Raw genomic sequence first — 13,201 nt, forward strand, 5'->3', positions numbered from 1 at the left:
CCCTTTATTTAAAAAGAACTAATTAACCCTGTAACACACTTACATCAGCCACAGCAGTAAACAAGTTACGTAACTGAGCCAATAAACGTAAACGATTTGCTTTCAGTTCAGCATCATCTGCCATTACCATTACGCCATCAAAGAATGCATCAATCGGCGCGCGAAGTGCTGCAAGCTTAGAAAGGGCGGCAGTGTAGTCTTTTGCTGCAAGTAATGGTTCAACTACAGGTGTCACTGCTTGAAGCTCAGCAAATAATGCTTTTTCAGCATCTTCAACCAAGTTCGCTTCAACAACAGAACCTTCTGGTGCTGCTTCTTTGGCAAGAATGTTAGCAACACGTTTATTTGCAGCAGCAAGTGCAGCAGCTTCAGGTAATGTGCGGAAGTGGTTAACAGCATTTACGCGCTTGTCAAAATCAAGTGGAGATTTTGGTGCAAGAGCCTGAACTGCTTGAAGTACGTCAACAGCAACGCCTTGGTCTTCGTACTTGGCACGGTAACGACCTTCCAAGAATGCAACCGCATCAGCACGAGTCTTGTCGTGGTCTTTAACGATATCGCCATAACCTTGAAGTGCAAGATTTACTAACTCTTCAATTGTTACGTCTAGCTCATTTTCAATGATTAAACGTAAGATACCAATTGCTGAACGACGAAGAGCAAACGGATCTTTAGAGCCTGTTGGCGCTTGTCCAATACCGAAAATACCAACCAGCGTATCTAAACGGTCAGCAAGGGCAATGGTTGTACCTGTTTTGGTTTTTGGTAAAACATCACCCGCAAATTTTGGTAAATATTGCTCACCTAAAGCTTCAGAAACTTCAGTGTTTTCACCTTCAATACGTGCGTAGTAAGTACCCGCAATACCTTGAAGTTCTGGGAATTCACCAACAAGCTCAGACGTTAAGTCGCATTTAGCAAGTAATGCGGCTTTTTCAGCATCAGCTGGGTTTGCACCAGTGATTGAAGATAATGCAACAGCAAGTTTTGCAATACGTGTTGATTTGTCCCAAAGCGTCCCAAGCTGTGCTTGGAATACCATGTTTGCTAGTTTTTCTTTACGAGATGCAAGCGGTTGCTTTTGATCTTGTAAGAAGAAGAACTCAGCATCAGACAAACGAGGGCGAACAACTTTTTCGTTACCTTCAATAATTTGAGTCGGGTCTTTAGACTCAATGTTTGAAACAGTAATGAAGTAAGGTTGTAATTTACCTTCCGCATTGATCAAACAGAAATATTTCTGGTTGTCTTGCATTGTCGTAATAAGTGCTTCTTGAGGAACAGCTAAATAGCGCTCTTCAAAAGTTGCACGTAAAGCTACAGGCCATTCAACCAGACTTGTTACTTCATCAAGTAAGTCAGCTGGAACAATTGCAGTCGCGTTAACTTCATCAGCTAACTTTTTCACTTGTTCTTGTATGGTTGCCTGACGCTTTTCAAAGTTCACAACAACGTAAGCTTTTTCTAAAGCAGCCAAGTAGTCATTTGCATGCGCTAAAGTTACAGCTTCAGGTGCATGGAAACGGTGACCATAAGTCACATTGCCAGCTTTATGATCTTGAATAGTCGCGTCAACAATTTGGTCGTCTTTGAGTAAGACAACCCATTTCACTGGACGTACAAATTCGGTACGGCTTGCAGCAGAACGCATGCGCTTAGCAATTGGTAAATTGTCTAATGCAGTTTGTAAAATCTGTGGAAGTAAAGCGTCAAGGCTTTGACCTTTCACATCTTTTAAATAGCAAACTTTTTCAACTTTACCTGCTTGGAAAGTAGAAAGCTGATCAGCAGTAATGCCTTGACCACGCATAAAGCCTTCAAGTGCTTTAGTCGGTTTGCCTTCTGCATCGTAAGCTGCTTGAACAGCAGGGCCGTCAAAACGTTTTTGTGTATCCGCTTGCGCAGCATCTACATCCACAATTTTAAGCGCTAAACGACGTGGAGCAGCATAAGCTTCAACAGATGCGAAGTTTAAACCTGCTTCATTTAAGCCTTTTACAGTTTCTGCTTGTAGTGCATCACGTAATGTTTTTAAGCTTTTTGGTGGAAGCTCTTCACAGCCAAGTTCGAATAAAACAGTATGTTTGCTCATTAGTTTTTCTCCGCCTTTGCTGCTTCACTTTCAGCTTGTGCTTTTAGCTGTGCCAATACTTCATCACGTAAATGCGGTTCTGCCATTGGGAAGCCAAGTTCTGCACGCGCTTGTACATAACTTTGTGCAATTGCGCGTGCCAAAGTACGTACACGTAAAATGTAACGCTGACGCTCAGTCACAGAAATTGCACCACGTGCATCAAGCAAGTTAAAGGTATGAGACGCTTTAACAACTTGCTCATAAGCTGGAAGTGGAAGTTTAGCTTCCATTAAACGGTTTGCTTCTGACTCGTAGAAATCAAACAGTTCAAATAGTTTGTCAACTGGAGCGTATTCAAAGTTATAAGTCGATTGCTCAACTTCATTTTGATGGAATACGTCGCCGTAAGTTACCGTGCCGAATTGGCCTTTCGTCCAAACAAGGTCATATACCGAATCAACACCCTGTAGGTACATTGCAAGACGTTCTAAACCGTAAGTGATTTCGCCTGTTACTGGGTAGCATTCAACACCACCAACTTGTTGGAAGTAAGTGAACTGAGTTACTTCCATACCGTTAAGCCAAACTTCCCAACCTAAGCCCCAAGCCCCAAGAGTTGGAGATTCCCAGTTGTCTTCTACGAAACGGATATCGTGAGTAAGCGTATCAATCCCGATTGCTTTTAAAGAATCAAGATAAAGCTGCTGGATGTTGTCTGGGTTTGGCTTAAGTACCACTTGGAACTGATAGTAGTGTTGCAAACGGTTCGGGTTTTCACCGTAGCGGCCATCTTTTGGACGACGTGAAGGTTGAACGTATGCCGCGTTCCAAGTCTCTGGCCCTAAAGCACGTAAGAATGTTGCGGTGTGGAATGTTCCAGCGCCCATTTCCATGTCGTAAGGTTGTAGTACGACGCAGCCTTGTTCGGCCCAATAGTTTTGTAGGGCAAGAATTAAGCCCTGAAATGTATCAATGTGCGAGATGGCGCGACTCATGTAGCATCCACGAATTTATGAGAAAAATTGCCCCTAAGTATAAGGATTTTGTAGGGGAGTGGCAAAGGCTTAATCAAATGAATACGTGATTAGCCTATTTGTTTTCGGCTTAGCCATTTCAAGCTTAACCAGTAGCAAAAGCCGGTAAATAAAATCATGAGATAAAAACTGTAAATCTTATAAATATTCCACCAAGGAGACGGGAATGACCCGACAAAAAACAAACGTGCAATAGGGCTAATCAAAATCCAGATCGCAGTTCCGCTGATGAAAATACTCATCAGATTTAAACGACTTTTACGGGCCAGAAAATAGGAAATGATATATGCGAAAGGAATAATTAGAAGGCCATAAAAAAGTAAATAAAATAAGAAATGGGCTAGTAAAATAACTCCAATCGAATAAAGGTTAAACTCAGCATTTAATGTCATGACCCCTAAGGCAGATAAACTCAGCAATGGTAGGGGTGCAAGCGCAAGTGCATGAATAATCGTTTTTTTGTTATATTGAAGCATATTAAAAATTATAGAACTGAGAAGAAGTTATGTTGAAATTTTGCTGCAAACTTATTGTTTTATCCAGCCTTTTCTGTAGCCCGTGGCTTTACGCGCAAACCGAAACTGATGAGCAAGATGAATACAATCAATGTGTAGACCAGACCATTAAAGAAATGAAGCTTGAAAGCATTAATAATATGGTCGTGTATAGCTGTTCTGAACAAGCTAAAAAGACTTATGAAGAAAAAATTGTTGCTCTGATTGATCAAATTCGTGCACAAAGCGAAGAATACAAACAGCCAGAACGTTACCAAGATATTTTAAAATCTCAGCGACTCTGGAAAGCCTATGTAGATCAGGAATGTAATAATGCAGGTTCATATATCGGCTCACCGATGTATTCATATTGCCCAATGCAAGAGTATGAAAAGCGTGTAAAGCAGCTTGAAGAATACGTTAATTAAGACAGATTATTTTAAACGTCACCTCATGACGCTGAGCGTACTTCCCTAGATTAAATTTAAGAATGCGACATGATATTTTCTAAACGATGCCATAAATGAGTCGTTTGATATGTCTGATCGCATTCGGGAAAAACTACAAATTCTTGCTGATGCTGCTAAATATGATGTGTCTTGTTCATCAAGTGGCAGTGACCGTAAAAACAAAAATAAAGGTCTGGGGGATGCTAGTCATTCGGGTATTTGCCATAGCTATACTGAAGATGGTCGTTGTGTGTCTCTCTTAAAAATTCTGTTTAGCAATGTCTGTATTTTTGACTGCGCCTATTGTGTTTCACGTCGTTCTAATGACGTTCAACGTGCCGCATTTACGGTACAAGAGGTCGTCGATTTAACCATTAATTTTTACCGTCGTAATTATATTGAAGGGTTATTTTTAAGCTCCGGCATTTTTAAATCGGCAGATCACACGATGGAGCGCATGCTCCAAGTGGTTAAAAAGTTGCGTCTTGAAGAAAACTTTAATGGTTATATTCACTTAAAAACGATTCCAGGCGCATCGCCTGAACTGATTCATGAAGCAGGTTTATATGCTGACCGGATGAGTATTAATTTAGAAATGCCGACAGAGATGGGGCTAAAAACTTTTGCGCCAGAAAAATCACATGAGGAAGTACAAAAAGATTTAGGTTTGGTTCGTGACAGACTCATTCAACTGAAAGATGAACGACAAGTTATTAAGCATGTGCCGAAATATGTACCAGCAGGGCAGACCACCCAAATGGTGGTAGGAGCGCATCAAGAGTCAGATCAAGATGTCTTGTTCATGGCAGACAAGCACTATAAAGAATTTAAACTCAAACGCGTCTATTATTCGGGTTATATTCCAATTAATACCGAAAATAATTACTTGCCTGCTGTTGGTTCTGCACCGCCGTTGCTTCGTGAAAACAGACTTTATCAAAGTGATTGGTTGATGCGTTTTTACGGTTTTGAAGTCAATGAAATTGTTAATGAAAAACACCCAAATTTGGATCTGGATGTAGACCCAAAATTAAGCTGGGCCTTAAGGCATCCCGAACAGTTTCCGGTAGATTTAAACCGTGCAGATTATCAAATGATTTTACGTGTGCCGGGTATTGGGGTGAAATCGGCCAAGAAAATTGTGCAAGCACGCCGTTTTGGCAAAATCCATACCGATTTACTTAAAAAACTCGGTGTGGCCTATCAGCGTGCAAAATTCTTTATTCGCTGTGAAGACACTCCAAAATTCCAAAAAGAATTGTCTTCAAGTTTTATTCGGCAGCAGATTTTAACGCAAGGCTCATCGAAATATGTGCAGCAGCTCTCGCCACAATTAAGTCTTGGGTTTTAGGCCATGTTTAATGAGGAAGTTGCTTACTATTTTGATGGTTCAATGGTTGGGCTGCTAAGCTGTGTTTTTCGTGCATTTCAATTTAAAGAATTACAGGTCAGGCTCTGTTTGAATGATGCAGCTCAACATGGCTTATTTGCCGATAAAATTGAGGTTGCAAATAATGAGCAACATGCTGAACGTGTATGGGCTGCGCTACAAAAAAAGCTTTCATCTTCTTCGTTAAAACAATTTTATTTTGCTTATTTATCCGAATCTTTAGATGCCTATCAGCATTTATTTAATTACTGTATTTATGTGTTTACTAGCCATGTTTCCATAGAAAAAGATTATTCAAATCCTAGTGTTCTGGCAATTGCACAGTGGACGAAAAAGGTCGGGCGAGAGAAGCATCGAATGGAGGCTTTTATTCGTTTTAAGAAAACTAAAGATGAGCTTTTTTTAAGTCTGGTTCGTCCTGATTTTAATGTTTTACCACTCATTCAGCCGCATTTTAAACGGCGTTATCAAGATCAGCGTTGGTTGATTTATGATGAGCAACGTAAGTTTGGAATTTATTATGATTTACGGGAAATACATGAAGTTTCGCTCGAAGCCTCGGACGTTGACCGTAATTTAAAAAATGGAATGAGTCAAAGCTTTCAGCTTGAGTTAGATGAGCAAGAAGTTTTGTATGATCAGCTTTGGAAAGATTATTTTAAGAGCGTAAATATTACAGAACGCCAGAATATAAAGCTCCATGTGCAATATTTGCCGAAACGTTACTGGCGTTATTTAAATGAAAAATTGATGGAATATTAAAATTTTCAAATAGTAAGAATATATTCAACAGGTTTTCTGATAATTGAAAGATATAATTTAAATGCACTTTATGTGGCTTTGGGCGTATACTTTTGCCCGTTATAAATAACGGCATATCCCCTAAGGTGTACTGTGAGTGTTATACAGCCAGAATGGTTACAGATTTTAAAACCGAATTTTAAGGTTTTACCACTAAAAGAACGGTTGCTTTGTGGCGTTGGAGCGCTATGCGGTTTAGCAATTTCTTCCTTAATTAGCTGGTATGTTTTAGATGGGATTAATGCATGGTACATTGCACCTATGGGAGCTTCCTCAGTTCTCTTATTTGCTGTGTCGACTAGTCCGCTGGCTCAGCCTTGGAATGTTATTGTTGGTAATACCTTAGCCGCCATTATTGGCGTAGCCTGTGCACAGTACATTCCGGATTTAACTACGGCTTTTAGTGTGGCTGTAGGGCTTGCTATATTTTTAATGATGACCACTGACTCTTTGCACCCACCGAGTGGTGCAGTTGCGATTACGGCTGTGTTGGGTGGTGCGGCTATTCACAAATTAGGTTTCTATTTTGTTTTCTATCCAGTTCTACTCAATTCATTACTTCTACTCGGTTTCGCCATCTTTTTTAATAGACTGATTGGGCGGCATTATCCGGTTACTGCACACTTAAATGAACGCAGTAAAGACCCAACGCCAACTCAAAAAGTCTCAATTCAGCCAAAAGATATTGAATATGCATTAGAGCATCACACTGAACTATTAGATATTAGTCAGTACGATTTAGAAAAAATCATTTTAGAAGCGCAAGAACATGCCAATGAACGCATGGTGAACCAATATGCCTGTCAGGATATTATGAGCCGTGATGTGATTAAACTACATGAAGATGATGATATTCATCAGGCATTAGATAAATTTAAACAAGTGAACTTGATGAGCTTACCTGTTGTCAATGCAGAAAACCACTTGGTAGGAACTTTAGCACTATATGAAGTTGTGGAGTGGTTTAAAGGGGCAGCCGATCCAAGAAACTCATGGCAACATTATGTAAAGCAAATTATGAGTCGTCGAGTTGTTACTGTACTACCAACTCAGCCTATTCAAGATCTTGTACCTTACTTTGTTGAGAAGTCATTTAACTATATTCCTGTTGTTGAAGAGCGAAAACTGATAGGAATCATTAGCCGTGCAGATATGATCGCGGCTTTACAACAGCAGTTAAATCGAAAACTATAATTTTAAGCATAAAAAAAGCTACGGTTGATTAGGGGATGCAACCGTAGCGACCAAAATAAACTAAGTGATTTAATGTATTTGTTCTTCTCGTACAGTACGAACAGGTTGTTGATAACCTTGGACTTGTTCAGGCTGTCTTTTCGGAATAACTAACCATAAAACCAAGTAGACTAAAATTCCTGGGAAAGCCGCACTCATTACCGAGACCAATACGAAAATAATGCGTAATAAATTTGCGTTCCAACCAAAACGTTCAGCAATACCGCCCATTACACCGGCGATCATGCTTTGTCGGTTCGAGCGATATAAACCAGAATTGGTCATGTAGTTCTCCTCAAATATATAAATGACAAGGTTTGTTATTTCCCTTGGTTAATAGAAATATGGCGACAAAATTAACTAATTAAAGTCCGATAAAATTAAAAATAGTTAAAATATGTAAATGATTTAAATGAATGAAAGCAACATCTACTAAAATGCACCCTTTCGGGGCTAAAAGTGTTTGTAGCAGTAATGGTAGTGTTCTTAAATCATAATTTGAACAGTCACATTGCTGTTGTATGTGAATGATGTATATGTCTTTGAAGTGGTCTGGTCTTTTAATTAAATATTTAGGTTTGGCAGCCATCTTATGTATGGCGCTGAGTGCCTGTGATGCAAATCATGCCGATTCTAAGGATCACTCAGCGTTAGCAACGACTTCTAAACATGATAATAGTCTAGTTAAAAGTACGACTGCAGTTAAAACGTTGGATGATGCAGCAGGGCGAACTTTTTTACCCGATGGTGCACCAGATCAGACATCTAAAATATCTGAATCAGATCAACAATATGCAGGTCGCTATCATACCCGTATTTCATGTGAAGATAATTTTGCCGATTGTGAAACAGGTGAAGCGGAATATATTTTAAACTTATTACCTGATGGCACTGCGTATTGGAACGTTGTTCATTTTGGGCGAATCAGTAATAAAGATGGGGCAAAAAGTGCAGTCATCAATCGATTATGTCCTTCATTAAAGTGGAAAGTTGATTCTGCTGCTCATGAGTTAAAGATTCAGTGTCCAACATCAGATGTTAACTTCTACTTCAATATTATTTCGAAACAGAAATTAATCGTAAATTTAGAAAAACTGTTCTATAGCGATTATGGTAAAAATCGTGAGTTTTTAGAACAAAACTATTTTGTTCCTACAAAAGCTTATGTACTTAATAAAGAATAAAGTTATTTTAATTCAATAAAAAAGAGCGCAATATTAATTGCGCTCTTTTTTATTTTACTACTTACTTATTATTAATAGTCGAAGCTAAAGTGTTCAACTGGTAATGAAGTAAGTGTACGAGAAGTCGTTACCATTGATTCTGCATGACCTTGTGCACGTGGTAATAAGCGGTCGAAGTAGAAATCAGCAACTTTAATTTTTGCTTTATAGAATTCAGGAGTTTCTTTACCGTCACCTGCTTCTAATTTTTCAGAAGCAACTACGGCTTGTTGAGCCCAGAAATAAGCCATCATGACATAGCCTGAGAACATCAAGAAATCTACAGAAGCAGAAGATACGATATCACGGTCTTTACGTGCAGCAAGCATGATACGAACAGTTAAAGTGTTCCATTGAGCACAAAGCTTTGTTAAATCCCAAGCGAAACGACGTAAGTATTTATTACGTGCATGTGTTGCACAGAATTTTAAGATTTCAGCAGTGTATTCACGCACTACTTTACCTTTTGAGCTTAACAACACTTTACGACCAATCAAGTCGAGTGCCTGAACACCAGTTGTTCCTTCGTATAAAGTAGAAATACGAGCATCACGTACGATTTGCTCCATACCCCATTCTTTGATGTAGCCATGACCACCATACACTTGCATACCGTGGTTAGCAGCTTCTAGGCCAAGCTCGGTCAAGAAACCTTTCAAAATTGGTGTATAGAAACCAAGTTTGTCATCATAATCTTCAAATGCAGCTTGGTCACCGCGCGTCAAAGCGTCTGTCATTTTGTCAGCAAGCTGTGCTGCGTAATAGATCATTGAACGACCGCCTTCAGCGATCGCTTTTTGAGTTAATAACATACGACGTACATCAGCATGGTGAATAATCGCATCAGCCACTTTATCTGGATCTTTTTTACCAGAAAGGGCACGCATAGACATACGTTCTTTGGCATAAGGTAGAGCACCTTGGAAAGATAACTCAGCATGTGCAATGCCTTGAACTGCAGTACCAATACGCGCAGTGTTCATAAAGGTAAACATGGCATGTAGGCCTTTGTTTACTTCACCAATGAGGTAACCTGTTGCATTATCGAAGTTCAATACAGCCGTTGCAGAAGCACGAATACCCATTTTATGTTCGATTGAACCACAGCTAACCGTGTTACGTTCACCTACGCCGCCATCAGCGGTTGGAATAAACTTAGGAACGATAAATAAAGAAATACCGCGTGTACCTGCTGGTGCATCTGGAAGACGTGCAAGCACGATGTGAATAATGTTCTCAGTTAAATCGTGTTCACCAGCAGAAATGAAGATTTTTGTACCAGAAATTTTATAAGTACCATCAGCTTGAGGCTCAGCTTTAGTTTTTACCTGACCTAAGTCTGTACCACATTGAGGTTCGGTTAAGCACATTGTGCCACTCCATGTACCTTCAACAAGTTTAGGCATATAGGTTTGTTTTTGCTCATCTGTACCGAATTGCAAAATCGTATTCATACAACCTGAGCTTAAACCCGGATACATGGTAAATGACCAGTTCGCTGTACCCATCATTTCTGATTTAATCAGGTTTAAAGACATTGGAAGGCCTTGGCCACCAAATTCTTCAGGATAAGAAAGTCCTTGCCAGCCACCCATTACAAACTGGTCATAAGCTTCTTTAAAACCTTTTGGTGTTTTCACTTCGCCATTGTCAAAATAGCAACCTTCTTCATCGCCAGATTGGTTAAGGGGAGAGAGTACGTTTTCACAATAATCTGCCGCACCTTCAAGAATCATATCTACAGTATCTGGATCTGCACTTTCACCATTTGATAAAGTTTTATAGTGAGCAGGATAGTCTAATACTTCATTCATTAAGAAGCGGATATCGTGTAGGGGAGCTTTATATGCTGGCATGGCTTTAATCCTAATTGTAAGACATTGTGGGATTATCTGAATCGATGATTTGATTATTCACTCGCATGATAAAAATACAATGTTAATCACACCCGAAAAGAATGTCAGAAAAGCGAATTTTGTCGAAAATAAATACACTGGAAATTATATTTTCTGATAAAGTCAGGTCTTATACTTTTATGTGAAAAAACAACTAATTTTTTTATTTTTAGCAAGTTTTGTTAAAAAGATAAAGTGATAAGGTTTTAAAAAAGGTTATGCATTTAAAATATCTCAGTTTATGTTTATTTAGTTTGGGCTTGACTGCATGTGCACAACACGGCGTGCGTCCACAAGTGGCATCTGCGAATTTAGAGCAAAAGGCCATTCAAAGCGTTAATGCGATGTATGAATATCCAAGTTATGACTATCGCGGAAATTTTAAAATCACGGTTGATCCATCACAAATAAAGCAAAATGGAAAAGCTGAAAATAGTCCAAAACTTGATGCCGAATTACAAAAGAAAGTTGATCAATATTTACGTGAGCAAAAAGTTGGTTTAAGTAAAGCTCAGAAACAGACCTTATATGCAGCTATTGCAAATGAACAAGGTGATTTGGGGCCCTCAGCACGTTCTGAAAAAGTAAATGCCGTATTAATTAATTTATTGAATGATCTTCAGTTTAGCTATGACGGCTCAATTCATTACCGTCAAAAAATGGGTTCATTTAACCTTACTGCTAGATATGAAAAACCAACGCTATTGGTTCAGGCAAAATTGCCAATGGTGCTTGATCTGGAAAATTATAAGTTTTACGTAAATTACTTCGGTTTAATGCCGTATTTAGTCAATAAAGAAAATCAAAATAATTTGGCTTATATTGATTTTTCAAAATATAAAGACTTCTTTAAAAATGTCGATACGAAGAAGTTTATTGAATATCTTAAAGCTTCTAGCGCGGTTTCTTATCGTTTGGCTGACCCGCAAAACTTACAACGTGTATCTTTGACAGAGACTGATCGTAAGGCTGGGGCAGTTGACAAAATTCGTTTGAAAACCACCATTGAAGAGTTGCTTTTAGAAGTTGAGCTGTATGGTCAGGTCAATGATAAATATCTTCAAAAAAGTGTATTAGGTTTTGATAACCAAAAAATGGCTGAAAAAGTAGCAAAAGAGCTTGCCGCTTCTGAAGCGAAAAAAGGCGCTGTTAATAAAGAAGAACAAAAGGTTTCTTCTGATGATGCCGCTGCTGTAAGTCAGGAACTATATAGTTTAATCAATGCACACTTTGATGGTGGCCTTTCATCAAATGATGCAGGTGAAGACAATTTAAGTGCGGCAGCACAAGCTCCGGCAGCAGCAGATGCATCAGTTTCTGAAGATCAAGATGTCAGTGAAGAAGCAGCTGCAGGTGGTGTACAGGATGCACAAGGTGAAGACGCTGTAACACTTACCGAAGATCAATGTATTGAATTAAAGTCACTGAAAAAACCGGTTGCTTTAGGTGATATTAATTATTGCCAAGTTTATGGCATTGATGTGCTAGACCAGAGTGCTGCAAGTGCTGAAAAAGTTCAAACCAAGTCTCGCCGAGATGCTTTAAAACAAACTTTTGAAGCTTATAACCAAAACCAGTTTATCAATGATGAAGCATTCAAAGCTTTATGGCTAAAACACAAGGCCGAGATTGAGCAAGCTTTACCTAAGCAAAGAAATCCAATCACGATTGATGTGGCTTTAGATGATAAAGGTCGTGCAGTGAACATGACCTATGATGTTGCTTATACGCCAGCCGAGTTTAAACATAGCTTTAATATTAAAGCTGATATGCAAATTTTAAATTACGGTAAAGCAACCTCAATTGATCAAAAGCAGCTTAAACAGGCCAAGTCTGTAGCTGAAGCAAGTAAAGGTTCTATGCTCGAAAACTTTATTAAAGGTTTTGGAGAAAAGCTTGGACAAGGTGATGTTTTAGAGCATCCGGTAGGCACACATAGTGATGTACAAGATTTAGATGCAAATCTGGCTGTACTGGCTGATAAAACCTATGATGCAACGCATGCTTATGACAAAACTTATAAAGCAGTATTTATTGCCAAATTAACAGCTGAAAAACCGTCATATATCAAATATTACTCTGTTCAACAGCTACAAGAAATTGCAGAGGTTTATGCTTACTGGTTCTCGGAAGAAGATACCTATAACCCTCAAGGAAAAGCTTTAGAGCGTATTACTGCTTTACAGAAAAAGCATCATCTTGAACAGGATGAACAGTTTGACCATGAGTTAGGGCGTGCTGTAGATCATATTGTAATAGAGACTATGCAAGGTAAAGCAGGGCGTGAAGCTTGGCAGAAACTACAAAAGCAATATAAACAGCCAGCCCAACTGTTCTCAAAGCAGTATCAGTTAGAATTTGAAAAACAAAATGGTGTTTCTGCTGAAGAAAAGCATTTGTTATCAGAAACAGCTGATATTTTAGGAAACGTTTATGTGGCCGCGCGTAAACAACAGCTTACGGAAAAAACAATTCAGAAGTTAAAACCTGAACATAATGAATTTATTGATTATGAAATTTTCCGAGATGTTTATAAGCAAATGGTCGCTGCTAAAAAATAGTAAATGAGATAAAAAAAGAACCTACTTTAAGTAGGTTCTTTTTTTGT

The 13,201-nt window shown here is 38.9% G+C and carries 11 protein-coding genes; 6 read left to right on the plus strand and 5 right to left on the minus strand.

Features of this window, described 5'->3' with window-relative positions:
* Positions 1-22: 22 nt before the first annotated feature.
* From glyS to F984_RS20165, 3 genes are all read right to left on the minus strand, one after another.
* On the minus strand, positions 23-2,092 hold the full coding sequence (glyS, locus tag F984_RS20155; protein WP_004711762.1) for a glycine--tRNA ligase subunit beta: 2,070 nt from the start codon (positions 2,090-2,092) through the stop codon (positions 23-25).
* Positions 2,092-3,069, minus strand: a complete 978-nt coding sequence (gene glyQ, locus F984_RS20160) for a glycine--tRNA ligase subunit alpha (RefSeq protein WP_000085212.1) — start codon at positions 3,067-3,069, stop codon at positions 2,092-2,094. Before glyQ ends, glyS begins: the two co-directional genes overlap by 1 nt.
* Positions 3,070-3,158: 89 nt before the next feature.
* Positions 3,159-3,584, minus strand: coding sequence for a hypothetical protein (locus tag F984_RS20165; RefSeq protein ID WP_004711764.1), 426 nt, complete (start codon positions 3,582-3,584; stop codon positions 3,159-3,161).
* A 29-nt stretch (positions 3,585-3,613) separates the two neighbouring features.
* Here F984_RS20165 and F984_RS20170 point away from each other — a divergent pair, with 29 nt between their 5' ends.
* From F984_RS20170 to F984_RS20185, 4 genes are all read left to right on the plus strand, one after another.
* Positions 3,614-4,030, plus strand: a complete 417-nt coding sequence (locus F984_RS20170) for a lysozyme inhibitor LprI family protein (RefSeq protein ID WP_004711766.1) — start codon at positions 3,614-3,616, stop codon at positions 4,028-4,030.
* Between the two features lie 109 nt (positions 4,031-4,139).
* The gene (locus F984_RS20175) at positions 4,140-5,402 is read left to right on the plus strand and encodes a putative DNA modification/repair radical SAM protein (protein WP_004711767.1); all 1,263 of its coding nucleotides are present in this window, start codon (positions 4,140-4,142) and stop codon (positions 5,400-5,402) included.
* 3 nt (positions 5,403-5,405) lie between these two features.
* Complete coding sequence (locus tag F984_RS20180) at positions 5,406-6,203, plus strand: TIGR03915 family putative DNA repair protein (RefSeq protein ID WP_004711769.1); 798 nt, start codon at positions 5,406-5,408, stop codon at positions 6,201-6,203.
* A gap of 132 nt (positions 6,204-6,335) precedes the next feature.
* Complete coding sequence (locus F984_RS20185; RefSeq protein ID WP_004711771.1) at positions 6,336-7,436, plus strand: HPP family protein; 1,101 nt, start codon at positions 6,336-6,338, stop codon at positions 7,434-7,436.
* Between the two features lie 69 nt (positions 7,437-7,505).
* Here F984_RS20185 and F984_RS20190 read toward each other — a convergent pair whose 3' ends face one another.
* A complete protein-coding gene (locus F984_RS20190; RefSeq protein WP_002052345.1) occupies positions 7,506-7,760 on the minus strand; it encodes a PspC domain-containing protein in 255 nt (84 codons plus the stop codon).
* 251 nt (positions 7,761-8,011) lie between these two features.
* Here F984_RS20190 and F984_RS20195 point away from each other — a divergent pair, with 251 nt between their 5' ends.
* The gene (locus tag F984_RS20195; protein WP_025469373.1) at positions 8,012-8,659 is read left to right on the plus strand and encodes a DcrB/PsbP domain-containing protein; all 648 of its coding nucleotides are present in this window, start codon (positions 8,012-8,014) and stop codon (positions 8,657-8,659) included.
* A 71-nt stretch (positions 8,660-8,730) separates the two neighbouring features.
* Here the strand turns inward: F984_RS20195 and F984_RS20200 are convergent, their stop codons facing one another.
* Positions 8,731-10,554, minus strand: a complete 1,824-nt coding sequence (locus F984_RS20200) for an acyl-CoA dehydrogenase C-terminal domain-containing protein (protein ID WP_004711776.1) — start codon at positions 10,552-10,554, stop codon at positions 8,731-8,733.
* 257 nt (positions 10,555-10,811) lie between these two features.
* On the opposite strand from F984_RS20200, the gene F984_RS20205 reads away from it, so the two are divergent.
* Positions 10,812-13,154 (plus strand): hypothetical protein, encoded by a 2,343-nt coding sequence (locus tag F984_RS20205; RefSeq protein WP_004711777.1) that lies wholly within the window; start codon positions 10,812-10,814, stop codon positions 13,152-13,154.
* Positions 13,155-13,201: the final 47 nt, after the last annotated feature.

This window comes from Acinetobacter nosocomialis NIPH 2119 (assembly GCF_000368085.1).
Taxonomy (GTDB): domain Bacteria; phylum Pseudomonadota; class Gammaproteobacteria; order Pseudomonadales; family Moraxellaceae; genus Acinetobacter; species Acinetobacter nosocomialis.

Coding starts and splice junctions, on each gene's coding strand:
- F984_RS20180 (WP_004711769.1), top strand. CDS start 5,406: ATGTTTAATGAGGAAGTTGCTTACTATTTTGATGGTTCAATGGTTGGG.
- F984_RS20170 (WP_004711766.1), top strand. CDS start 3,614: ATGTTGAAATTTTGCTGCAAACTTATTGTTTTATCCAGCCTTTTCTGT.
- glyQ (WP_000085212.1), bottom strand. CDS start 3,069: ATGAGTCGCGCCATCTCGCACATTGATACATTTCAGGGCTTAATTCTT.
- F984_RS20200 (WP_004711776.1), bottom strand. CDS start 10,554: ATGCCAGCATATAAAGCTCCCCTACACGATATCCGCTTCTTAATGAAT.
- F984_RS20190 (WP_002052345.1), bottom strand. CDS start 7,760: ATGACCAATTCTGGTTTATATCGCTCGAACCGACAAAGCATGATCGCC.
- F984_RS20205 (WP_004711777.1), top strand. CDS start 10,812: ATGCATTTAAAATATCTCAGTTTATGTTTATTTAGTTTGGGCTTGACT.
- F984_RS20175 (WP_004711767.1), top strand. CDS start 4,140: ATGTCTGATCGCATTCGGGAAAAACTACAAATTCTTGCTGATGCTGCT.
- glyS (WP_004711762.1), bottom strand. CDS start 2,092: ATGAGCAAACATACTGTTTTATTCGAACTTGGCTGTGAAGAGCTTCCA.
- F984_RS20165 (WP_004711764.1), bottom strand. CDS start 3,584: ATGCTTCAATATAACAAAAAAACGATTATTCATGCACTTGCGCTTGCA.
- F984_RS20195 (WP_025469373.1), top strand. CDS start 8,012: ATGTCTTTGAAGTGGTCTGGTCTTTTAATTAAATATTTAGGTTTGGCA.